Source organism: Hymenobacter terrestris (assembly GCF_013377905.1).
Lineage (GTDB): Bacteria > Bacteroidota > Bacteroidia > Cytophagales > Hymenobacteraceae > Hymenobacter > Hymenobacter terrestris.
In genome coordinates this window covers 1-22,538 of the sequence record NZ_JABKAV010000009.1, presented here as the reverse complement: position 1 = coordinate 22,538, position 22,538 = coordinate 1, and the positions used below count along the sequence as shown (strand labels likewise).

Sequence of the window (22,538 nt, the reverse complement as noted above, 5' to 3'; positions counted from 1 at the left end):
TTTTCGGAAAACGACCTTGACCCCAATTCGTCCAATATGCTTACAATTGAGCACGCCCCCCCAGAGAGCTTAGGTGGTAGTGGCGGAACACTTACTTGTAAAGAATGTAATAGTACAGCTGGGACAGAAATAGATGCATATTTAGTAGGTAGGTTACGTGAAATTGAAAGTCGTGCATTTATGCCTGAAACAGAAACTAGAGTTAAGGTAACTAATGGAGGAGTTACCGTCCAAGGTAAAATAGCAGTTGATAAGCATGGAACGATGACCATGACCCATGATATCAAACTTAATCATCCTGGTAAATTAGCTGACTTTATAGAAAGAGTCAATCCCGACACTAATCCTTTAATTAACATTCAATTTAATAATAGAAATAACAAAACGGATTTTGCAAGATGGCAAGTAGGTTTACTCAAATCGGCGTATTTACTAATATTCAAAAGATATGGATACTCATTTATTTTAGATTCGGTTTATGATATAGTTAGAAAGCAAATACGAAATCCAAAATTCAAAATATATCCCGGCAAATTTTGGATCGAAGATGGAATTTTAAGAGAAGAATACAATGGAATAAATTTAAGCAATACACCAATGCTTGAGAGCATATATTGTGTATTTTCACTTCAAACTTCAGTTAGCAAATATTTATATGGAATTCATCTTCCCATACCAATGTTACCTGCAGAAGTTTTATTAGAAAATCTTCACAGGATATTAGCAAATGGGAAAATGGAGTTCAGCTTTGAGAAAGAGGAAAGCGATAAGGACTTTTTATTTAATATTGAAAATATAGATTCAATGCAAAATTGGTTCTACAGAATTAGGAATGTGAAGATAGGGCTGTACGATAAATTGAACATACCGACAGCTATCAATTACCTTAAAAAACCAGTAACTAAGTGGGAATACAACTACTATTTTTTTCCTCCTAAACCCACAGATGTCTGGCCTCCTAGATTGGTTAGAAGTAATTAAATTTAATATTGTAGTCGTCTACAAAACATCAAGTTACGCTGATAAAAGCACGGATTGTACCACCCCAACCATTCCGGGCGGCGCACCTGTCTCCGCCGCTCCCTCCCCGGCCCGCTGCTGCCGTTACGGGCCGCTTCGGGTGGGGGTAGGTGACGCACGGCGGGGCTTCGCGCAATTGATTACAGGAACGTTACAGTTGGTAGACCAATAACAAATTTGTCTACTTACTTTGAAATACAAAGTTCTTTTACATCCTTTGCAACGAAGCCGATTGTCTGGCTTGCGGAAACCTCAACCGTCTACTGTCATGCCACTTACCCAACGTCTTGTTCGCCCGGCCCTGATTACCGGGGGCCTTTTGCTGATACCTTTCGTGGCCATGCGCTTCACCCAGGAAGTGCAGTGGGATTTGTTTGACTTTGCTTTTGCCGGCTTCCTGCTGTTCGGCACCGGGCTGGCCTTTGAACTGGTAGCTGGCCGGGGTGGCACCACCGCGTACCGGCTGGGCGTGGGCATGGGCCTAGCGGCCGCGCTGCTGCTGGTGTGGGTGAACGGGGCGGTGGGCATTATCGGCAGCGAAGACAACCCGGCCAACCTGCTCTATGGAGGGGTGCTGCTGGTGGCGGTGGTGGGGGCCGCAGTAGCCCGCTTGCGGGCGCGCGGCCTGGCCCGCACGATGCTCGCCGCAGCCCTGGCCCAGTTTCTGGTGCCGCTGCTGGCCCTAATCATTTGGCGGCCCGAGCTGGATTGGGGAACGGTGGGCGTGCTGGGGTTCAACACGATATTTGTGGGGATATGGCTGGGGGCGGCCCTCTCTTTCCGCCGTGCCAGTGCCACCGGCCCCGCGCCGGCACACCGGCTGGCCTAATCCGCCAGCGTGTCGGCGCGGGGCCGTGCAGCATTCTGCCGGTGGCCATGTCGCAACGCTAGACCTTGTGGCGGCTGGCCCGGCAAATAAACCGGTTCATCGAAAGGGCAAAGCGGCGCATCTGGCAATTAGCTAGCTTTGGCACATGCGCATGGTTTTCTATAAGTCGAAGATGGGGTTGCTACTCCTGCTGCTGCTGATTGGGCAGTCAGCCTGCTCCTCCCCTTCGACCGAAGTGGCGGCGCAGGAGGTCCAGGAACCCACCGAAACCTTTACCCAACGCCGCGTGGTAGTGGGCGCCGACTCGCTCGTTCGCGGCCGGTTGCTCGACCGCAACGATTCGGTACTGGTAGCTACCGGCACGTTGCACCTGCTGAAGCTGCCGCGCAAGGCCCCGCTTGATACCAGCGCGCTGGGCCAGCTGCTGGGCTGGGGTCCCGCTACCGTTAGGCAGCGCATCGCCAACGCCCTCCCCTACGATAACGCCCCCGCCGGCTACCCCGTGAACCTGCGGCTGACGGCGGCCGAAGCCGCACGGGTACGCAAGGCCCGCAAGCAGTGGCCCACGCTGGTGCTCAGTACCCAGGTCGGCCGCCGCTACACCGCCAACGCCGGCGCGGCCGTGCTGGGCTACCCGGCCGCCGAGGCCCAGGCGTTTTTCAGGCAAGCCCAACGCACCAAGCGCGGCCGCTTTTATAAACTGCGCAACGGCGGCGTCGAAGGCTACTACAACGGTCTGCTGATGGGGCGCGTCGGCTACCTGCACCCGCTCATCGACTCGGTGGGCAACAACCGCGGCAGCTGGGCCACCGATACCACCTTCCGCCAGGGCCAGGACCTACACCTGACTATCGACACCAAGCTGCAGGCCTACGCCGAGCAGCTCATGGGCAACCGCAAGGGCTACCTGGTGGCCCTCGACCCCAAAACCGGCGAAATCCTGGCCTACGTGTCGGGCCCGGTGTACGACCCGGCCACCCTCACGGCCCCCGACCAGGCCAAGGTGCGCTCGGAGATGCTCTATGATGAGAACAAGCCGTTGCTTAACCGCCCGGCCATGCTGGCCAACCCGCCCGGCTCGGTGTTCAAGCTGGTGAATGCGGCCGTGGCGTTGCAGCTCGGGGCCATTGAGCCCAGCACCGGCTTCAAGTGCGACCAGACGCTTATTAAGTGCGTGCATCACCACCCGGTGCCCAGCAGCCTCACGGTGGGCCTCAAGTACAGCTGCAACCCCTACTTCTACCAGACCATGCGCAACCTCATCCAGCGCGTGCCCGATAGTCTGGTGGCCGATACCGTGGCCGCCCGCCACGCCAACCTGGCCGAGTGGCGGCGCTACGTGCGCTCGTTCGGCCTCGATTCGGTGCTGGGCGTGGATATCCCCCGCGAGGCCCCCGGCTTCCTGCCCACACCCGCGTACTACGACAAGGCCCGCAAAACCCGCAACTGGACCTACCGCTCCATCTACTCGCTGAGCGTGGGCCAGGGCGAAATCAATATGACCGGCCTGCAGATGGCCAACGTAACGGCCATTATTGCCAACCGCGGCTGGTACTACCCGCCTCATCTCGTGCGCGGCATCGGCGACAATGGGCCACTGCCCCGCTTCACCCAAAAGCGCTACACCCTCATCGACAGCGCCAATTTCGCGGCCCTGCTACCTGGCATGCTTGGCGTGATGCAGCGCGGCGGCACGGCCGAAACCTCCAGCCTCGCCGACGTGGGCATTACAGTGGCCGGCAAAACCGGCACCGTGGAAAACGGTGGCGACGATGACGACGACCACGCCGCCTTCGTCGGCTTCGCCCCCGCCGACAACCCGAAGATTGTAGTAGCTGTGTACCTCGAAAACGCCGGTTTCGGGGCCACTGCCGCCGCGCCCTGCGCCGTTATGGTGATGGAAAAGCATTTGCGCGGCTCCATTGCGCCCAAGCGCAAGCGTTGGGAAGCCCGCGTGAAGCACCGCGCCCGCAACGGGTATTAATCGTCCAACACAGCGCTGCTGTTCAGCCTAAAAACCCGACGAGGATATAGTTGGAGCAGCGTATTGGTACTTTGGCAGCATATTCCTGGCTGGTGGTTTTAATTGAACGATGAATTACACGCTGCTACTGCTATCCGTCCTGCTGCTGCCAGTTAACCGTCCGGTACTGTTTCCACCCGCACGGCTGGCCCCATTACCCTTCCGGAAGGTGGCCTTTGCTCCGCTGCCCGACTCGCTACGGTGGCCCTACCGTCCCCTAAGGCTAAATGAAATCCTGGTACTCGAGTCCGTGCTGTTTCAGTTACGTACCGCCGAGTTAATTCCCGAATCAACCCCGACGCTAAAGCTGCTGGTGGCGGAACTGCTAAGCCGCCCCACTCTCCGTATTCAACTCGCCGGCCACACCGACCGCATTGGCCGCTCCAAAGACAATATGAAGCTCTCGGAGCAGCGGGCCGAGGCAATAAGGGCCTACTTGATTCGAGGCGGCGTGGCAGCTGCACGCCTCATCACGGTGGGCTACGGCGACGCCCGCCCGCTCTACCCTACCCCCGACGAACGCAACCGACGCGTAGAAGTGCGGGTGGTAGAATGAGCGCCCACAATTATTGAAAACCTGGTCCCTAAACGCCAAGAGCCCGCTTCTGACTGGCAGAAGCGGGCTCTTGGCGTTCATATAAGTAGTTCCTACTTACGGGTTCTGGGTTTGGTTTTAGCCGGGGCGGGTGCGGGAGGAGTCCGACGGGCCTCTTCACGCTGGTAGAAAGCTACCTCATGCTGATAGGCCGAATAGTCCCAGGAGGGCCGGGCCGCGGCGGCCTGCCGGGCGGCCGAGCGAATGGCATCCAGTTGCGCGGCGGGCAGAAACGACTGCGCCGAGTCGGCCAGCAGGGCTTGGTGGGTCTGCTCCAGTACCGTTTCGAGGGCCACAATTTCGGCAGAACCCTTGCCGGAAAGAGTGCCCGGTTCGGTACGCTGGCGCGCGACTTGCTGGCCCTGATAGGTAAAGGCGCTGTTGGATTTTGGAGTCGGGATAACGACCGGAGTAGTCGGCGAGGCCTCTTCTGCACCGGTGGTTTTGTGCTTGGTCTTGGCTTTGGCCTTGCTGTTGCGGGCGGCCATAGTGCCTAGTTGGGTGGCGGCCCGCACACCGCCGAGCAGCAGGCTGGTTTGAGCTTGTGCCAAGTGTACACTGGCAAGGAAGAGAAAGGTAAACAGGTATTTCATCCGTAAAATCTTATACTGAAAAGATGGCGTGAAAGTAGACAACCAGAATGAAAATCCAGCTATACAGGGTGCTAAATGATTTTATGGGCAGCTTGCTGCTCCCACGCCAAGCTATTCAATATAGATATAGTGCAGCATTGCCTACCCACTGATTACCTGAGGGAGCTCACGCCTGCGGCCAAAGCGTCATCAATTTATTATGCTTGCATAACAATTTAGTAATTCAGGTGTAGTATCTTTGTGGTCAATAAGCTGATTGACACTTATCTAACCCTAGTACCATGAAAAAGAGCACCGCCACATTTTCGTCGCTGCTGCTGCTGGGCAGCTTCGGCTCCTACCGTTTCCTGGCTGCGCAATTGCGCGACCTGAGCCTTCATTTCGACCTGCGCGACGAAGAAGAGCTGCACTTCTGCTAAGCTTCTTCCGTCTATTCTGTTACCGCAAGCCTCGCCCTTCCGGCGGGGCTTGCGTGTTTTCGGGCCTCAGAAACCGGGCTTCATAGTCAGCACCTTAGCGGCGTACCCGGAAAAAACAACATCCATTCGCGGCGGTTTTCGGTACTTCACGGTAGCGCCGGCCCGTGCGGGGCCGCGCACTTCGTTTCTCACCAGCTGATTTCACCCCTGACTGCCGGCCTAAAAAGGCAGCGGCAGCAGTTCGAAATTAGCGTAAACCAGTGCTTTATGGAATTGAATGGCTTGAAAGAGCAAATCAGCTACATCATCGGCCGCGACATGGCCAACAACTTCGCCCAGCAGGGTCTCGACCTCGACGTTGATATTTTTGCCCAGTCGATGAAGGAGGCCCTTACCAACGAGCCCAGCCGCCTCACGCCCGAGCAGATGCAGAGCGCTATGCAGCAGCTGCAGGAGCAGCTCGGCGGCGGCATGGAAGAAGACAACGACGACGACAACCAAAACTCCAACGATATGGGTAACAGCAAAGCCGAAGGCGAAGCCTTCCTGCAGGAAAACGCCAACAAAGCCGGGGTAACCACCCTGCCCAGCGGCCTGCAGTACGAAGTAATTACGGAAGGCAGCGGCCCCAAGCCCGGTCCCGGCTCGTCGGTTACCACGCACTACCACGGCACGCTGCTCAACGGCACCGTGTTCGACAGCTCGTACCAGCGCGGCCAGCCCGCCACGTTTGGCGTAAACCAGGTAATTGCCGGCTGGACAGAAGCCCTGCAACTGATGCCCGAAGGCTCGAAGTGGCGCCTCTACATCCCCTCCGACCTTGCCTATGGCAAGCGCGGTGCCGGCCGCGACATTGGCCCCGATACCACCCTCATCTTCGATGTGGAGCTGGTAAAGGTGAACAAGTAGCGTGGAACCGAAGCGAAAGATGAGCCGGTAAGCGGAATGTCATCACCTTTGCCGCCTCATCTGGTTGCTTCTTTACCTACGCCTACCCAAACCATGCAAGCCCCGCTGCCTCCCCTGCGCCACGTTCCGCCCTACTGGGTACGAACCAGCACGGGTGGCAGCGGGGCTTTTGCCGGTGGTACCCATCGGCCGGAGCCGGCCGCTACGCCGCTGCCTACTCCGCCCCCGGCAGAGCCAGTGGCAGAATCCCTACCAGAGCCCTCGCCAGAGCAGCCCACCGAAGCATTCGAGCCGCTGCCGCCCCCGCCACCAACACCCGAGCAATTTGCCACGCTACAAAGCGAAGATGGCCGGTTGGTGCTGACCAATGACGGGCTGGAGTTGAATAACGAGCAGTTTAGCTGGCGCGAACTGGAGGGCGTGGACGTGCAGCCGGTACGCTGGCTGCTGGGCGTGTTACTGGGGGCTTTTACCTTCTTAGGCTTCCTGTCGGCCTACCTGCAGTTTTGGCTGAAAACGGTACCAGCAGCGCTGGGTATCGGGCTGGGGCTGGCGCTGCTGGCCTGGGGCCTGCGCGGCACCAACCGCTGGCGGGTGCACCGGCCGGGCCGGCAAACCCGCTATTTTTCGCTCAGTGGCCCGGCCAACGGCTGGCAGGCGCTGGCCCGCGAGGCCAACCGCCGCATTGGGCAGCGCCACCACGAAACGGCCACTGCTGCCGGGTACTGGCTGCAGCAAACTGCCTTTATTGCCCCCGCTGCCGCCTCCACCGAAGGGGCCGGGCCCGACACGCACGCCCCGGTCTGAGCCGCCGCCCACCGCACTCATCGGCACGGTTTGCTTTACGCACTGCAGTCAGTGCGCCACCGATTACGGGCCGCCTGTTACCTTCGGCCCCGCTTAGCGCATTTCGCCCTTTTCTACCAGTTTCCTTATGGATGCTAAACACCAGCACTCCGCCATTTCGACGGCCGGTTTGCTCATTGCCCTGGGTATTATCTACGGCGACATCGGCACTTCGCCACTCTATGTGATGAAAGCCATCGTATCGGGCCAGATTGACCCGCTGCTCGTGTACGGCGGCATCTCCTGCGTCATCTGGACGCTCACGCTCCAGACCACCGTCAAGTACGTGCTGCTCACCCTCAATGCCGATAACAACGGCGAGGGCGGCATTTTCTCGCTTTATGCCCTGGTGCGGCGGCGCGGAGCCTGGCTTTCGGCCGTAGCCATCATCGGCGGTGCGGCCCTGCTGGCCGACGGCGTAATTACGCCGCCTATTTCGGTTTCATCAGCCATTGAAGGGCTGGAGGCTGTGTATCCGGGCATCCCAACGGTGCCCATCGTCATTGGCATCATTGCGGCGCTGTTTCTGCTCCAGAGCTTCGGCACCCAGATTGTAGGCAAGGCATTCGGGCCGATTATGTTCGTGTGGTTTGCCATGCTGGGCATTCTGGGCGTGAGCGGGATACTACACCACCCCGAAATTCTGAAGGCCTTCAACCCCTACTATGCCTACAACCTGCTGGTAAACTACCCCGGTGGCTTCTGGCTGCTGGGTGCCGTGTTTCTGTGCACAACCGGGGCCGAGGCGCTGTACTCCGACCTGGGCCACTGCGGCAAGGGCAACATTCGCATCAGCTGGATCTTCGTAAAATCGTGTCTGGTGCTCAACTACCTGGGGCAGGGCGGCTGGCTGATGTCGCAGCAGGGCCAGCAGCTTAACGGCCGCAACCCGTTCTATGAGCTGATGCCCGAGTGGTTTCTGCTCATCGGCATCGGTATTGCCACGCTGGCGGCCGTTATTGCCTCGCAGGCCCTCATTACGGGTTCGTTTACGCTCGTAGCCGAAGCCATTCGCCTCAACATGTGGCCCAAGGTGAAGCTCAACTACCCCACCGACGTAAAGGGCCAGCTGTTTGTACCCAGCATGAACCGGCTGCTATTGCTGGGCTGCATCGGGGTGGTGCTGTACTTCCGCCGCTCCGAGCACATGGAGGCCGCCTACGGGCTGGCCATCACGCTCACCATGCTCATGACCACAGTTTTGCTGAGCGTGTGGCTGCGCTCGAAGAAGGTGCCGCTGGCCGTGATTGGGCTGTTTGTGGTGGTGTATGGCACCATTGAGGGCTCTTTTCTGGTGGCCAACCTCATCAAGTTTCCGCACGGCGGCTGGGTGTCGCTGCTAATTGGCGGGCTACTGGTGGCCGTGATGTACGTGTGGCTGCGGGCCTACTACATCAAGCGCCGCCTCACCGAGTTCGTGAAGATTGACCCCTACATTGAGGCACTCAAGGAGTTGAGCGCCGACGAGTCCGTGTCGAAGTACGCCACCCACCTCGTGTTCCTGACTTCTGCTGAGCAGGCGTCAGAAATTGAGGCCAAAATCATCTACTCCATCTTCCAGAAGCGCCCCAAACGGGCCGATATCTACTGGTTCGTACACGTCGATACCACCGACCAGCCCTACACCATGGAGTACAAGGTAACTGAGCTGGCCCCCGACGATGCCTTCCGAATTACGTTCCGGTTGGGTTTCCGCGTCGAGCAGAAAATCAACCTTTATTTCCGCAAGGTGATTGAGGAGCTGGTACGCAACAAAGAGGTAGATATCACCTCGCGCTACGAGTCGCTGAGCAAGCAGCACGTAACCGGCGACTTCCGCTTCGTGGTGATGGAAAAGTACCTGTCAGTCGAAAACGACTTCCCGACTATGGAGAAGCTCGTAATGCAGTCTTATTTCTACATCAAGCAGTTTATCGCCTCCGAAGCAAAGTACTTCGGCCTCGATACCAGCTCAGTGAAAGTGGAAAAGGTGCCGCTGGTGATTACGCCTGTGCGCGAGATGTCGCTGCAACGGATTTTCTAAATCCGGATTTACGCAAAGAGACTGTAGCGCGAAGCTTCCTCCCTGCTGGTTCGCAGAATGACAGGTAATCAATCCTGAGTACAACCAACCCGATTCCATCAATGCGGCAGGTCATACCTTCTGCCAGCAGTATGTTGTCACTTTCCGACTAGCACCGAATGTGGTGGTCGGAAAGTAACAACATACTGCTGGCAGGCTGATTGCCTACCTTTAGTTTATGGAATTACTTGTTATTCTGCTATTGATCTTGCTCAACGGCGTATTTTCCATGTCGGAAATTGCGCTGATTTCTTCGCGGAAGGCCAAGCTGGAAGCCCAGGCCAATCAGGGCAGCCGCCCGGCCCAGGCTGCCCTGGCACTGGCCCAGCAGCCTACCCGGTTTCTCTCCACCGTCCAGATCGGCATCACGCTTATCAGCATCCTCACGGGCGTGTTCAGCGGAGCGAGGCTTACCACCCAGCTTGAAGGCGTAATTGCCCAGGTACCCGTGCTGGCCCCTTTTGCCCACAATATTGCCGTGGTCCTGATGGTTATCTTCATCACCTACCTATCGGTGGTGATCGGGGAGCTACTGCCCAAGCGCATCGGCCTGACCAACCCCGAGAGCATCATCAAGTTTATGGCCGCGCCCATGGCGCTGCTTTCCCGGCTTACCTCGCCCTTTATCTGGCTGCTGACCGTTTCCAGCGACTTTCTCATCCGGGTTCTGGGCATTAACACCCAGGAAAGCCCGGTAACGGAGGAGGAAATCAAGGCCATGATCCGGGAAGGAGCCACGGGGGGCACAATTCAGGAGATTGAGCATGACATTGTCAAGAACGTCTTCAGCCTGGGCGACCGGCGCTTGGGTTCGCTCATGACCAGCCGCCAAGACATAGAGTGGCTGGACCTGGAAGCCGACCTGGACACGACCCGTCAGACGGTGCTGGCCCGCAAGCGCTCGGCCTACCCGCTTTGCCAGGGCAGCCTAGAGGAGGTGCGGGGCATGGTGTACCTGAAAGACCTGGTAAACGAAATACCGCTGGATACGCAGCTGGGCCGCCTGAGCGAGCTGCAGCGCGAGCCGCTGTTTATGCCCGCTTCAAGCAAGGCCTACCATGCCCTGGAAATGTTCCGGCTGCGGCGCGTGCACCAGGCCATTGTGGTGGACGAGTTTGGTGGGGTGGTCGGGATGGTGACGATTGACGATATTCTCGACGCATTAGTAGGCGACATTTCGCCTGATTCGGAAGGCAACCCGGCCATTGTGGAGCGCACCGATGGCTCGTTTCTTATCGATGCCCAGCTGCCTTTCGCCGAGTTTGCCGAGCGTTTCCACATTCCATTGGCGGCGCGGCGCGGCCTGACAGGCTTTCATAGCGTGGGCGGTTTTGCGCTGCACATTCTAAACTCATTACCACGTGCCGGCGAGCATTTCAACTGGGAGGGTCATTACTTCGAAATAGTGGACGTGGACCGCAGCCACATCGACAAAATCCTGTTCAAGCCCAAAATCGATTAACCGCCGGGCCGGTATGCACTACCAGCCCGGCAGCCCGCGCCGCCTCAGAACTTCATGCGCTGAATCCGCACCGCGTTCAGGATGGCCAGTAGGGCCACGCCCACGTCGGCAAACACCGCTTCCCACATGGTAGCCAGGCCGCCCGCGCCCAGCGCCAGTACCACGCCCTTCACGAGGAAAGCCAGCCAGATATTCTGCCAGACGACCGTGTGGGTGGCGCGGGCAATGCGGCGGGCGGTGGCAATTTTGCTCGGGTGGTCGGTCTGGATAACCACGTCGGCCGTTTCGATGGTGGCATCCGAGCCCAGGCCGCCCATGGCAATGCCCACGTCGGCCAGCGCCACTACGGGGGCGTCGTTTACGCCGTCGCCCACGAAGGCCAGCTTGCGGCCAGCATCTAGGTATTGCTGCACGTAGCGGGCTTTGTCTTCGGGCAACAGGCCACCATGGGCCTCGGTAATGCCCAGCTCAGCGGCTACGCGCTGCACGATGCTGTCTTTGTCGCCTGAGAGCATGACGAGCTTGGTGATGCCGTCGGCGCGCAACTCCTGCACGGCTCGGGCGGCATCGACTTTAGGGGCGTCGGCCACGGTGAGGTAGCCGACATACTGCCCGTCGAGGGCCAGCACCACGATGCTATCCACCACGGCATCCACTTCGGCCGGGTACGTCACGCCGAATTTGCGGAGCAGTTTGGTGTTGCCGGCCAGCATGGTGCGGCCGGCAACCTGGCCCCGCAGGCCGTGGCCGGCAATTTCCTCCACGCTTTCCACGGCGGCAATAGCGGCGGCGGTGGGCTGGGCGTGCTGCACCACAGCCTTGGCAATGGGGTGGGTTGATTTGGTTTCGAGCGCGCCGGCCAGCCGTAGCAGTTCGGCCGCCTCGGTGCCGGGGGCCGCCACCACCTCGCGCACGGCAAATACGCCTTCGGTGAGCGTGCCGGTTTTGTCCATCACCACGGTATCAATCTCCCGCATTACGTCCAGAAAATTGGAGCCCTTGAACAGGATACCGTTTTTGGAGGCTGCCCCGATGCCACCGAAATAGCCCAGCGGAATGCTGATTACCAGCGCGCAAGGGCAGGAAATCACCAGAAACACCAGCGCCCGATACAGCCAGTCGCGGAAAACGTAGTCATCGACCACCACAATTGGCACCAGCACCAGCAGCACGGCCAGCAGCACCACAATGGGCGTGTAGATTTTGGCGAAGCGGGTGATAAACTGCTGGGTTTTGGCCTTGCGCCCCACCGCGTCCTGCACCATGGCTAGAATGCGGCTGAGCTTGGTATCGGCGAAAGCGGCCGTAACGCGCACGCGGGCCAGCGTGTCGAGGTTGATCATGCCGGCCAGCACCATATCGCCCGGCTGTTTGGTTTGGGGGGCCGATTCGCCGGTGAGAGCGGCGGTGTTGAAGCTGACCGAAGCGCCTTCCAGCAGGCCGTCGAGAGCGACTTTCTCACCGGGGCGCACTTCCATCAGGTCTTCCAACTGCACCTGCTTGGGGTCGACGACCAGGCTTTGCCCATTACGCAGCACGGTTACTTCGGTGGCCTGGATTTCGAGCAGCGCCCGGATACTGCGCTTGGCCCGGTTCACGGCGGCGTCCTGAAAAAGCTCACCCACGGTGTAAAACAGCATCACGGCCACGCCCTCGGGGTATTCGCCAATGGCGAAAGCGCCGAGCGTGGCCAGGCTCATCAGCAGAAACTCATTGAACACGTTGCCCGTGGGCAAACTCACGGCGGCCGCTCGCAGCACCTTCCAGCCTACCAGCAAAAACGCCACCCCATACCACAGCGGCCGCACCAGGCCCACGAAAAACGGCACATCGAAGTAGTCGAGCGCTAGGCCGCCCAGCAGCAACACCAAGCTGACGGCCGGCCACAGGTAAGGCCACTCGCCAGCGGGGCCGTGGTCGTGCCCGTCGAGGCCGTCATGCGAGTGGCCGGCGTGCACGTCGGCCGATTCGTTGTGGTGGTCGACCGTATCGGTGGGCGGATGGTCCTGGCCGCGGGGGGCGGTGGCGGCTTCGGGCGTGAGCTGCTCGCGGTTGAGGGCCCCGACGTTGGCCAGGTCTACCTGCTTGGCGGTATTAAGCTCTTCGTCGGTGTTATCGGAGTACGGGTCGGGCATCAGGAACGGGGCTGGGGCGGACCCGGCAAACCACCGGGCAGCAGGTATCAAAACGGACTGGTGCCCCTGGGGTTACCCTGACCTGGCAGGGCAACCCCAGGGGCACCGATGTCTGTAGCCTAGCCGGGTTGGGCTTCGCAGCCCTACGCAGGGCGGGCCTCAAAGCCGGCCTCCTGAATCAGGGCCACTACCTGCTCGGCAGACAAGTCGCCGCTGACGGTGAGGATCTTATTGGGGTTTTCGGTATCTACCTGCCAGCTGCTGATGGCCTTTTCGCCGTTGAGCGTAGGCGTGATGGCACGCACGCAGTTGGCGCAGTTGATCGTGGTATTGAAACGGAGCGTGTTCATGGTTGGAGCAGTTGGAAGTAAAGTTGGCCGAACAAACCGGCCGGCGGTATCTACCACAAGGATACGGCCTTAAACGGCAGGCGGTGGTACAGGATTCCCAAAAAAATCAGCAAAACCCGGGGCCGGATAGGGCTGGATAACGACGGGCACCCGCAGCCCGGTTGCGCCGCCCGCCAAATGTTGTAGACCCGGAAAGGGAATCGTGTACATCTTTCGGGCCGGTTTTGGGGTTTAACAGGTACGTAAGCTCCCGGCTTCCCTCCTTTCTTCTGCCTCAGCCCAGCTGCCTTGAATAATACCCCCGCCACTTCCGCTGCCCCGCCCAGTGCCCCAACCGGGGCGGCCCCGCGCACCGAAACCCTCCACATTGAGGGCATGACCTGCGCCTCCTGCTCCAGCTTCGTGGAGAAGGCCCTGAGCCGCACGCCCGGCGTGCTGCGGGCCACCGTGAACCTCGCGGCCGAGAAGGCCACCGTTGAGTACGCCCCCAACCAGATAGACCACGCCGGGCTAAAGGCAGCCGTTGAGCAGGCCGGCTACCAGGTGTTCGAGCCCGATGCCCCGGCCGCCTCCAACGTACTGGCCGCCGATGAGGAACTAGCTGATCGAAAAGCCCGCACCTACCTCGACCTCAAGCGCCGCTTTCAAGTGGCGGTAGTGCTGGCCGTTATCATTATGCCGCTGAGTATGCTCATGCTCTGGCCCGCACTAATGGCCCGGGTTTCGATGCCGGTGCTCAATTACGGGCTGCTGCTGCTCACGCTGCCGGTGCTGCTGTATAGCGGCCGCGAGTTCTACGTGTCGGCCTGGAACGGCCTGCGCCACCGGACGGCCAGCATGGATACGCTGATTGCCGTGGGCACCGGCGCGGCCTTTCTGTACAGCCTGGCTGCTACCGTAGCGCCCGATTTTTTCCAGCGCCAGGGCCTTGTGCCCGACGTCTACTACGACACCACGGCCACCATCATTGCCCTCATTCTGCTGGGCAAGGTGCTCGAAAGCCGCGCCAAGGCCAAAACCTCGGCCGCCATCAAAGCCCTCATTGGCCTGCAGGCCAAAACGGCCCGCGTGCTGCGCGGCGGGCAGGAAGTAGACGTGCCGCTGGAGCAGGTGCGCCCCGGCGATGAGGTGCTGGTGCGCCCCGGCGAGAAAGTGGCCACCGACGGCATCATATTGGAAGGCCGCTCGGCCCTCGATGAGTCTATGCTGACCGGTGAGAGCCTGCCGGTGGATAAATCGGTGGGCGATGCGGTGTTCGGAGCAACGATCAACAAAACCGGCTCCTTCCGCTTCCGCGTGAGCCAGGTAGGCACCAACACCGTGCTGGCCCAGATTGTGAAGTTGGTAGAGGACGCCCAGGGCAGCCGCGCGCCCATTCAGCGGCTGGCCGACAAAATCAGCGCCGTGTTTGTGCCGATAGTGATTATGCTGGCTATTGCCACGTTTGTGGTGTGGTTTGCGCTGGCCCCGACCGGGCAGCGGCTGCCGCTGGCCTTGGTCAACTTTGTGGCCGTACTTATCATTGCCTGCCCCTGCGCGCTGGGGCTGGCCACGCCTACAGCCATTATGGTGGGCACCGGCCTGGGCGCCAGCCACGGGGTACTCATCCGCAATGCCGAGGCCCTCGAAAAAGCCTATCAGGTGGATACCGTGCTGCTCGACAAAACCGGCACCATTACCAAAGGCGAGCCGGCCGTTACCGAGTTCATCACCGCCACGGGCACCGAACCGGCCGCCCTGCTGCCGCTGCTGGCGGCGGTGGAGCGCCGCAGCGAGCACCCACTGGCTGCCGCCGTGGTACGCTACGCCGAGGAGCAGCAGCAGTCGGCACCGGGCGAAACTGCCGAGGCCACTGATTTTGTGGCCCACGAGGGCCGGGGGGCCGGCGCCACGGTGGCCGGCCAAGCTGTACTCATCGGCAACCGTCGCCTACTCGAAGAAAACAACATCATCCTTAGCCCCAAGCTGGAGCAGTCCGCCGCCGGGCTGCTGGCCCAGGCCCGCACCGTGCTTTACGCCGCCGTGGCCGGCCGGGCCGTGGCCCTGGCAGGCGTGGCCGATACCGTGCGCGACACTTCGGTAGCCGCCATTCGCCAGCTCCAGAGTCAGGGCCTTACCGTAGTGATGATGACCGGCGACAACCACCAAACGGCCGAAAAAGTAGCCCGGCAGGTCGGTATCACCCGCTTCTACGCCGAAGTGCTGCCTGCCGACAAGGCTGGCAAAGTACAGGAGCTGCAGGCCGAGGGCCGCGTGGTAGCCATGGTGGGCGACGGCATCAACGATGCGCCCGCCCTGGCCCGCGCCGACCTAGGCCTGGCCATGGGCGGTGGCACCGACGTGGCCATGGAAGCGGCCGGCATCACGCTCATGCGCTCCGATTTGCAGGGCGTGGTCACGGCCATGGCCCTTTCGCGCCAAACGGTGCGCACCATCTGCCAGAACCTGTTTTTCGCTTTCGTGTACAACACGCTGGGCATCCCCATTGCGGCGGGTCTGCTCTACCCTTTCACCGGTTGGCTGCTCTCGCCCATGCTGGCCGCCGCCATGGCTTTGAGCTCGGTGTCGGTGCTCACCAACTCGTTGCGCCTGCGCGGTTTCAAGGTAAAAGGCTGAACCCGCCTTCCCTCCAACTTTTGACCTTGCCCTATGGATACTTCTCAAATTATCGTTACGCTACTCGGTACCGGCCTGATTGGCTTTGTGGGCTGGTTTTTCTTTGCGGCCCCGCACCGGGTGGCTACGGCAGTGGCCGGCAATGGCGGGCTGCAGCAGGTGACGATTCAGGTGAAGGGCGGCTACTCGCCTGATGTGGTGGAGGTAGCCCTGGGCCAGCCGGTGCAGCTCCACTTCTACCGCGACGAAGCGGCCGGCTGCTCGGAGGAGCTGCTACTGCCCGACTTCGGTATCCGCCGTGAGTTGCCGGCGTTCCAGACCACCACCGTGGAGCTACGGCCCGACAAAGCCGGCACCTATCCCTTCACCTGCGGCATGGGAATGCTGCGCGGCAGCCTGATAGTGCGGTAGCGCGCCGGCCCGCCAACGGGCATTTGCCGCTTACCAGGCTACCGCTTTACACTGTATCCAGCCCTCTTGTGACCTGTAAAACTTTGCTTTACCAGGTGCCGCTACTGGCACTTAGCCTGCTTTCTTTTGCCAGCCCGCCGCCCGTAGCGGTAGGTGCCGCCCAGCGCGGCTCACTGCCAGCCATCCTGGGCCGCACCGATGTGGCACCAACGGCGGGCATTCTGCAACTGGTAACGGCCGAGGGGCGGCCGGTTGATTTAAACCAGTTCCGGGGCAAGGCCGTGTTCGTGGGCATGTGGGCCACCTGGTGCGCGCCCTGCCGGGTTGAGATGTCAGGCATTGAGGCGCTGGCCGCGCGCATGGACACCAGCAAAGTAGCTTTCGTGCTGATTTCGCTGGATAAAAACCCGGAAAAAGCCCTCAAATTCATGCAGCGCCAGGGCTTCCGGTTACCAGTGTACTTCCCGGCCGCTCCTTTGCCCCCGCCCTTCAACTCGCAGACGATTCCTAATACCGTTATCCTGAGTCCCGACGGACACGTGGCGGCCCGTTACGAAGGCTCGGTCGATTACGATACGCCCGAGTTCAGGCAGGCCCTGGAGAAGCTGGCGGCGCGGCCGTAAGTCCCGGCAAAGAAGCTTACGGCCACTTATTGGGCTTCGTCTGACTGAAAGACAGCCTGTCTCATCCGGTTGTTAGTGAAGCGTTTAGTATTATTCCTTTTTTGGATTTATCGGCGGGTCGGCTTATAATTAGGATAATACTTACAGGAAACTTACCTTTCCTCATGCTCCGTTTCCTGCTGTGGACTTTTCTGCTAATAAGTCTGCTGGTGCTGCGGCCGGTAGCCGGACAGGCCCAGAGCCCGCAGACGCGGCCGTTGCACCAGGCCCTGGCCCGCGCCACCACCGATACGGCTCGGGTGCTGCTGCTGGCCGATCTGGCCGCTACGTACCGCTATTCACGCTTCGACTCGGTGAGCTTTTATGCCCACCAGGGGTTGCGGCTAGCTCGCCGGCTCGGCTATGTCAAGGGCGAGGGCCGCTGCCTGTCGCGGCTGGCCATCCTGCCCGGCGAGCGGGGCAACCTGCCCCAGGCGCTACGCCTGAACCTGGCCGCCCTGCGCCTCAATGAGGAAAGCCACGACTTGGAAGGCACTGCCCGCACGCTTAACCAGACCGGGCTGCTCTATTTCGCCCTCGACGACTACCGGCCGTCGTTGCGGTACTCGCTGCGGGCGCTGGACAGCTACCGGCAGGCCGGCACCACCGATACGTCGCAGCTCATTAGTGTAATTGCCAACCTAGGGGCCAGCTACGAGGGGCTGCGCCGCTACGATTCGGCCGCCTTCTACCTCAACAAGGCCTGGCAGCTGACGGCCCGCCACCGCCCCCAGGCCTGGAGCTGCTGGGGCAACCCCGCCCCCTACGTACTGCGCGAGCTGGGCCTGCTGCAACTGGCCCTGGGCCACCCGCAGGCCGCGCTGGCGTACTACCAACGCAGTGCCCAGGCGGCCGCGCCCGAAAACGACCTGCGCAGCGTCAGCCGGGCTTTTCAGTACCTGGCCGAGCTCCACAAACAACAGGGCCGCCCCGATTCCAGTATCTGGTACGCCCGGCGGGCCCTGGCGCTGGCCGCCAACCTGCCCTACGTGGTAGGCGTTGTGCGCAACAGCGCCCTGCTGATGGAAGCCTACGAAGCCCGCCAGCAACCCGACAGCGCCCTGTACTACACGCACGTACTCCTCGCCGCCCAGGATAGCCTCTTCAACCCGCGGCGCATCAAGCAGCTCGATGCCATTGCTTTTGATGAGCACACCCGGCTGCTGGAGCTGGAGGCCGAACGCGGCAAGCTGCTGGCTCGCATCCGCACAGGCGCGCTGCTGGCCGGGGCCGGGCTGTTGCTGTTGGCGCTGTTGCTGCTCTGGCACCGCCACCGCCGGCAGCAGGATGCCACCCGCCGCCTCGAAGTGCTGCACCGGCAGCTTGGCCAGCAGGCCCGCGAGCTGACCACCCAGCGCGACGATTTGGTGAGGACGCTGAAAGAGCTTAAAGTAACCCAGGGCCAGCTGGTGCTACGCGAGAAAATGGCCTCACTGGGCGAGCTGATGGCCGGCATTGCCCACGAAATCCAGCGCCCCGTCAGCCTGCTCCGCCGCTACGCGGCTGCCAGCACGGAGCTCTGCGACGAGCTGCGCCAGTACCTCACCCAGCTGTGGCTGCCACCCAGCCAGCAGGCACTGGCCGATAAGCTACTCGACGCGCTGCACCAGAACCAGACCCACATTGTGCAGTATGGGCAGCGGGCCGAGTCGGTGGTGCGCGGTATGCTGGAGTATTCGCAGGGCGGCGGTGGGGCCCGCCAGCTTACCGACCTCAACGCCCTGGCCGAAGAGTATCTGCGGCTGGTGTACCATGATATGCGGGCCAAGAACCGCCACTTCAGCGCCGCCCTGCTGCTCCACCCCGACCCCACGCTGGAGCGCCTAATGGTGGTGCGCCAGGACCTGGGCCGGGCGCTGGTGGGCGTGTACAGCGCCGCCCTGCAGGCCGTGGCCCAGCGCCAGCGCCAACCCGACGAAGAGTACGTGCCTCAGATAGAGCTGACCACCCGCCGCACGGCGGCCAGCGTGGAGATACGGGTGCGCGACAACGGCGAAGGGCTGCCCCCCGAAACGCTGGTTACGTTGTTCCAGCGCTTTCCGGCCGGGGCCGAAACCGGCCTGAGCCTGGCCCTGAGCCACGACCTGATTACCCGCGGCCACGGCGGCACGCTCAGCGTTAGTAGCCAGCCCGGCCGCGGTACCGAGTACTGCATTATTCTGCCGCTGCCTCAAAACACCCAAAACGGATAGGGTACGGGGCTTAATGGCCTGCCCGTCGTTGGACGATTCAAACTGCGTCGTTCAACGGCGGGCGGGGACAAGCCCCGCACCCTACCCGTTCTGGGGGAACCCGGTTGCGCTTACCCGACTGCTGCGGCCTACCCAATTCTACACGCCGAATCCCCGGCCCCCTGCTTAGCTTTGGGCACGGCCGGCTCTGCCATTCCTTTCTGGTCCGTGCCCTTCCCATGCCCGATTCCGCCGCCCCCTCCTACGCCGAAGACCTCGAAAACCAGGAACCCGCCGCCCCGATTGGCGTAGATGCCCCGCCCGTTGAAAGCCAGGTGAGCCCCCGCCAGCTGCGCCTGGCCCAGAGCCAGGAAAACACCACCGACAAGTTCCCGATTGTGGGGCTGGGCGGCTCGGCGGGCTCCTTGCAGGCCTTCGAAGCCATTTTCCGGGCCCTACCGCCCAAACCGGGCATGGCCTTCGTGGTGGTGATGCACCTGGCCCCCGACCAGCCCAGCGAGCTGCCGGCCGTGCTGCAGCGCTTCACGCCCATGCCCGTGCACGAAGCCGCCGACGGCCTGAAAGTGCGGCCCAACCACGTGTACGTGATTCCGCCCGACCGCGACATGAGCATGTTGCACGGCACGCTGCTGCTGTTTCAGCCCACCCAGGCCCGGGGCCGCCGCCTGCCCATCGACTTCTTTTACCAGAGCCTGGCCAAGGATGCGCGCGAGCGGGCCATCTGCATCATCTGCTCGGGCATGGGTTCCGACGGCACCGTGGGCCTGAAAATGGTGATGGAGAACTTCGGCATGGTGATGGTGCAGAGCCCCGAAACGGCCGAATACGACTCGATGCCCCGCTCGGCCATTGCCACCGAGTTCGTCGATTACGTACTGCCCGCCGGGCAGCTACCGGCCAAGCTGCTCGAATACATGCACAAGCCCCTGTTCGCGCGCCCCCGCCGCGAGCAGGCCGAATCGGACTCGCAGCCGGCCCACGCGCTGCAGAAAATCTTTATCCTGATCCGGGCCCAGACCGGCCACGATTTCAGCTTTTACAAGCGCAACACGGTATTTCGGCGAATCGAGCGGCGCATGAACGCCCACCAGATTCACGAGTTTCCGCAGTACGTGCGCTACCTGCAGGAGAATCCGGCCGAGGTGGAAGCCCTGTTCCGGGAGCTGCTGATTGGCGTCACGAAGTTTTTCCGCGACCCCGAGGCCTACCAGGCCCTGCAGCGGCACCTGCCCCCACTGCTGCGCGGCAAGCCCACCGACAGCACCGTGCGGGTGTGGGCGCCCGGCTGCTCGACCGGCGAGGAAGCCTACTCGCTGGCCATGCTGCTGCTCGAATCGCTCGACGCCATCGACCCGGCCCGCTACCTCAAAATCCAGATTTTCGCCACCGACATCAACCCGGCGGCCATCGATTTTTCGCGCGCCGGCCTCTATCCGGCCAATATTACGGCCGATGTGAGCCCGGAGCGGCTGCAACGCTTTTTTGTGCGCCAGGCCGATGGCAGCTACCAGATAACCAAGGAAGTGCGCGACGTGGTGATTTTTGCGGTGCATAACCTCACCAAAGACGCGCCCTTCACCAAGCTCGATTTGCTGTGCTGCCGCAACCTACTGATTTACCTGTCGGCCGAGCTGCAGAAAAACCTGCTGCCCGTTTTCCATTACGCCCTCAACTCCAGCTCGCTGCTGTTTCTGGGGCCCAGCGAAAACCTGACCGGCTACCAGGAGCTGTTTATTCCGCTTGATATGAAGTGGAAAATCTCGCGGCGCAACGATACTTCGCCTTCTATTACCCGTCTTGTCAACTTCCCGTTCGCCCTCTCCCAGCACTCGGCCACGGCGGCGGGCAATGCCACTGCTATGAGTACTTCTTCGCCCCGCAAAAGCGGGCCCTTCGCGGCGCTGGTTCAGAAAACGCTGCTGCAGAGTTACGCGCCCCCGGCCGTGGTCATCAATGCCAAAGGCGAAATCCTGTATGTGAACGGCCGCACCGGCCGCTACCTCGAGCCGGCCCCCGGCCTGGGCGGGCTCAACCTGTTTGAGATGGCCCGCGAGGAGCTCAACTACGAGCTGAGCGCCGCCGTACACAAGGCCAGCACCACCCGCCAGACGGTGGTAGCCGAGCGGGTGCAGGTGAAAACCGATTCCGGCTTCCAGCTGCTGCGCCTCACGGTGCACTTCCTCGAGCAGCCCGAGCAGCTGGCCGGGCTGCTGCTGGTGGCTTTCGAAGATCAGCCCACGCCCCGCAGGGTGCGCACGGCCAAGCTCAGCGCCGCCAACGAAAGCCGCGACGCCGTGGTGGCCACCCTCGAAAAGGAGCTGCAGTACACCAAGCACCGCCTCCAGACCACCATTGAGGAGATGGAAAGCAGCCTCGAAGAGCTAAAAAGCACGAACGAGGAGCTACAGAGCGCCAACGAGGAGCTGCAGAGCACTAACGAGGAGGCCATGACCAACAAGGAGGAGATGCAGAGCCTGAATGAGGAGCTGATGACGCTGAACATGCAGTACCTGAGCAAAACCGAGGAGCTGAGCCAGGCCGCCAACGACATGAAGAACCTGCTCGATGCCACGGAAATTGCCACCATCTTCCTCGACAACGACATGACCATCAAGCGGTTTACGCCTTCCATGAGCCGCATCATGCACCTGCAGCCGGCCGATGTGGGCCGGCCCATTACGCACTTTGCCAGCAACCTGCGCTACGCCACCCTGGAGCAGGATGTGCGCCAGGTCATCAACCGGCTCACGACGGTGGAAGCTACCATCGAAACCATGGGCAACGAGTGGTTTTCGATGCGCATTTTGCCCTACCGCACCCTCGATAATTACATCAGCGGCGCCGTGCTCACCTTTACCGAGGTATCGGGCCTGAAGCACCTGGAGGCCCGGCTGCGCGAAAGCACCCGCCTGGCCGAAAGCATCATCGAAACCATGCACGAGCCCCTGCTCGTGCTCGACTCCGCGCTCAACATCCGGACCGTGAGCCAGACGCTGGCCCAGCAGTTCCAACTCGATGCGGCCCGGCTGCGCGGCCAGCCCCTCGCTGCCCTCGGCCCCGTCGGCTGGAACCTGAGCGCCCTGCACGAGCAGCTACGCGCCCTGTTCGATGGCTCGGGCCAGGCCTTCGACAACCTGCGCCTGCCCGGCCCGAAAGGCGGCCGGCCGGTACGCGCCTTCGCCCGCCTGCTGCTCAGCGCCGGCCAGCCCACGGGGCACGTATTGCTGGGGCTGGAGGTGATTGCCGGATAGCAAGGCAGGTTGAGCAGTAGCGTGTCTCGCTACTCGGCAACTGCTTTGTATAGGTATGTGAGCGAGTTGATGATGGTGGTATCTTTATCTTGAAGCTGTTTAACCCAAGTTGGGTAGTATGCTGTAGGGGCGGGGCTTAGCTTCGCTGTCCTGCGGTTGTCCC

The 22,538-nt window shown here is 61.1% G+C and carries 17 protein-coding genes; 14 read left to right on the top strand and 3 right to left on the bottom strand.

The features are described 5' to 3' along the window. Nucleotides 1-36: 36 nt before the first annotated feature. From HW556_RS04980 to HW556_RS04965, 4 genes are all read left to right on the top strand, one after another. Nucleotides 37-981 carry a hypothetical protein gene (locus tag HW556_RS04980; protein WP_176898556.1) on the top strand — a complete coding sequence of 315 codons (945 nt, stop codon included), beginning with the start codon at nucleotides 37-39 and terminating at the stop codon, nucleotides 979-981. 358 nt (nucleotides 982-1,339) lie between these two features. Then, the gene (locus HW556_RS04975; protein ID WP_218136863.1) at nucleotides 1,340-1,849 is read left to right on the top strand and encodes a hypothetical protein; all 510 of its coding nucleotides are present in this window, start codon (nucleotides 1,340-1,342) and stop codon (nucleotides 1,847-1,849) included. Nucleotides 1,850-1,994: 145 nt separating this feature from the next. Further along, entirely contained in the window at nucleotides 1,995-3,833 is a 1,839-nt protein-coding gene (locus HW556_RS04970) for a peptidoglycan D,D-transpeptidase FtsI family protein (RefSeq protein ID WP_176898555.1), read from the top strand. Between the two features lie 109 nt (nucleotides 3,834-3,942). Next, on the top strand, nucleotides 3,943-4,428 hold the full coding sequence (locus HW556_RS04965; RefSeq protein ID WP_176898554.1) for an OmpA family protein: 486 nt from the start codon (nucleotides 3,943-3,945) through the stop codon (nucleotides 4,426-4,428). Nucleotides 4,429-4,520: 92 nt separating this feature from the next. On the opposite strand, the gene HW556_RS04960 is transcribed toward HW556_RS04965, so the two are convergent. Continuing rightward, entirely contained in the window at nucleotides 4,521-5,018 is a 498-nt protein-coding gene (locus tag HW556_RS04960) for a hypothetical protein (RefSeq protein WP_176898552.1), read from the bottom strand. Nucleotides 5,019-5,341: 323 nt separating this feature from the next. Between HW556_RS04960 and HW556_RS04955 the strand changes: the two genes are divergently transcribed. The 5 genes from HW556_RS04955 to HW556_RS04935 all read left to right on the top strand — a co-directional run bounded on the left by HW556_RS04955 (nucleotide 5,342) and on the right by HW556_RS04935 (nucleotide 10,758). Then, nucleotides 5,342-5,479, top strand: coding sequence for a hypothetical protein (locus tag HW556_RS04955; protein ID WP_176898550.1), 138 nt, complete (start codon nucleotides 5,342-5,344; stop codon nucleotides 5,477-5,479). Nucleotides 5,480-5,746: 267 nt separating this feature from the next. Continuing rightward, a complete protein-coding gene (locus HW556_RS04950) occupies nucleotides 5,747-6,388 on the top strand; it encodes an FKBP-type peptidyl-prolyl cis-trans isomerase (RefSeq protein WP_176898548.1) in 642 nt (213 codons plus the stop codon). 93 nt (nucleotides 6,389-6,481) lie between these two features. Beyond that, on the top strand, nucleotides 6,482-7,195 hold the full coding sequence (locus HW556_RS04945) for a hypothetical protein (protein ID WP_176898546.1): 714 nt from the start codon (nucleotides 6,482-6,484) through the stop codon (nucleotides 7,193-7,195). 127 nt (nucleotides 7,196-7,322) lie between these two features. Next, the gene (locus HW556_RS04940; RefSeq protein WP_176898544.1) at nucleotides 7,323-9,257 is read left to right on the top strand and encodes a KUP/HAK/KT family potassium transporter; all 1,935 of its coding nucleotides are present in this window, start codon (nucleotides 7,323-7,325) and stop codon (nucleotides 9,255-9,257) included. 217 nt (nucleotides 9,258-9,474) lie between these two features. Further along, nucleotides 9,475-10,758: a hemolysin family protein gene (locus HW556_RS04935; protein WP_176898542.1), complete on the top strand. Its 1,284-nt coding sequence runs from the start codon at nucleotides 9,475-9,477 to the stop codon at nucleotides 10,756-10,758. 44 nt (nucleotides 10,759-10,802) lie between these two features. On the opposite strand, the gene HW556_RS04930 is transcribed toward HW556_RS04935, so the two are convergent. Together HW556_RS04930 and HW556_RS04925 are read right to left on the bottom strand one after the other, a co-directional pair. After that, nucleotides 10,803-12,893 carry a heavy metal translocating P-type ATPase gene (locus HW556_RS04930; protein WP_176898540.1) on the bottom strand — a complete coding sequence of 697 codons (2,091 nt, stop codon included), beginning with the start codon at nucleotides 12,891-12,893 and terminating at the stop codon, nucleotides 10,803-10,805. Nucleotides 12,894-13,036: 143 nt separating this feature from the next. Then, complete coding sequence (locus tag HW556_RS04925; protein ID WP_176898538.1) at nucleotides 13,037-13,243, bottom strand: heavy-metal-associated domain-containing protein; 207 nt, start codon at nucleotides 13,241-13,243, stop codon at nucleotides 13,037-13,039. A 288-nt stretch (nucleotides 13,244-13,531) separates the two neighbouring features. Here HW556_RS04925 and HW556_RS04920 point away from each other — a divergent pair, with 288 nt between their 5' ends. From HW556_RS04920 to HW556_RS04900, 5 genes are all read left to right on the top strand, one after another. Then, nucleotides 13,532-15,859, top strand: coding sequence for a heavy metal translocating P-type ATPase (locus HW556_RS04920; protein WP_218136862.1), 2,328 nt, complete (start codon nucleotides 13,532-13,534; stop codon nucleotides 15,857-15,859). Between the two features lie 33 nt (nucleotides 15,860-15,892). Further along, nucleotides 15,893-16,270 (top strand): cupredoxin domain-containing protein, encoded by a 378-nt coding sequence (locus tag HW556_RS04915; RefSeq protein WP_176898536.1) that lies wholly within the window; start codon nucleotides 15,893-15,895, stop codon nucleotides 16,268-16,270. 68 nt (nucleotides 16,271-16,338) lie between these two features. Next, nucleotides 16,339-16,893: a TlpA family protein disulfide reductase gene (locus tag HW556_RS04910; protein WP_176898534.1), complete on the top strand. Its 555-nt coding sequence runs from the start codon at nucleotides 16,339-16,341 to the stop codon at nucleotides 16,891-16,893. A 164-nt stretch (nucleotides 16,894-17,057) separates the two neighbouring features. After that, nucleotides 17,058-19,124 carry a tetratricopeptide repeat-containing sensor histidine kinase gene (locus tag HW556_RS04905; protein ID WP_176898532.1) on the top strand — a complete coding sequence of 689 codons (2,067 nt, stop codon included), beginning with the start codon at nucleotides 17,058-17,060 and terminating at the stop codon, nucleotides 19,122-19,124. Between the two features lie 218 nt (nucleotides 19,125-19,342). Continuing rightward, nucleotides 19,343-22,375, top strand: a complete 3,033-nt coding sequence (locus HW556_RS04900) for a chemotaxis protein CheB (protein WP_176898530.1) — start codon at nucleotides 19,343-19,345, stop codon at nucleotides 22,373-22,375. Nucleotides 22,376-22,538 lie beyond the last annotated feature (163 nt).

Coding starts and splice junctions, on each gene's coding strand:
- HW556_RS04935 (WP_176898542.1), top strand. CDS start 9,475: ATGGAATTACTTGTTATTCTGCTATTGATCTTGCTCAACGGCGTATTT.
- HW556_RS04965 (WP_176898554.1), top strand. CDS start 3,943: ATGAATTACACGCTGCTACTGCTATCCGTCCTGCTGCTGCCAGTTAAC.
- HW556_RS04940 (WP_176898544.1), top strand. CDS start 7,323: ATGGATGCTAAACACCAGCACTCCGCCATTTCGACGGCCGGTTTGCTC.
- HW556_RS04945 (WP_176898546.1), top strand. CDS start 6,482: ATGCAAGCCCCGCTGCCTCCCCTGCGCCACGTTCCGCCCTACTGGGTA.
- HW556_RS04970 (WP_176898555.1), top strand. CDS start 1,995: ATGCGCATGGTTTTCTATAAGTCGAAGATGGGGTTGCTACTCCTGCTG.
- HW556_RS04905 (WP_176898532.1), top strand. CDS start 17,058: ATGCTCCGTTTCCTGCTGTGGACTTTTCTGCTAATAAGTCTGCTGGTG.
- HW556_RS04980 (WP_176898556.1), top strand. CDS start 37: ATGCTTACAATTGAGCACGCCCCCCCAGAGAGCTTAGGTGGTAGTGGC.
- HW556_RS04925 (WP_176898538.1), bottom strand. CDS start 13,243: ATGAACACGCTCCGTTTCAATACCACGATCAACTGCGCCAACTGCGTG.
- HW556_RS04955 (WP_176898550.1), top strand. CDS start 5,342: ATGAAAAAGAGCACCGCCACATTTTCGTCGCTGCTGCTGCTGGGCAGC.
- HW556_RS04930 (WP_176898540.1), bottom strand. CDS start 12,893: ATGCCCGACCCGTACTCCGATAACACCGACGAAGAGCTTAATACCGCC.
- HW556_RS04900 (WP_176898530.1), top strand. CDS start 19,343: ATGCCCGATTCCGCCGCCCCCTCCTACGCCGAAGACCTCGAAAACCAG.
- HW556_RS04915 (WP_176898536.1), top strand. CDS start 15,893: ATGGATACTTCTCAAATTATCGTTACGCTACTCGGTACCGGCCTGATT.
- HW556_RS04950 (WP_176898548.1), top strand. CDS start 5,747: ATGGAATTGAATGGCTTGAAAGAGCAAATCAGCTACATCATCGGCCGC.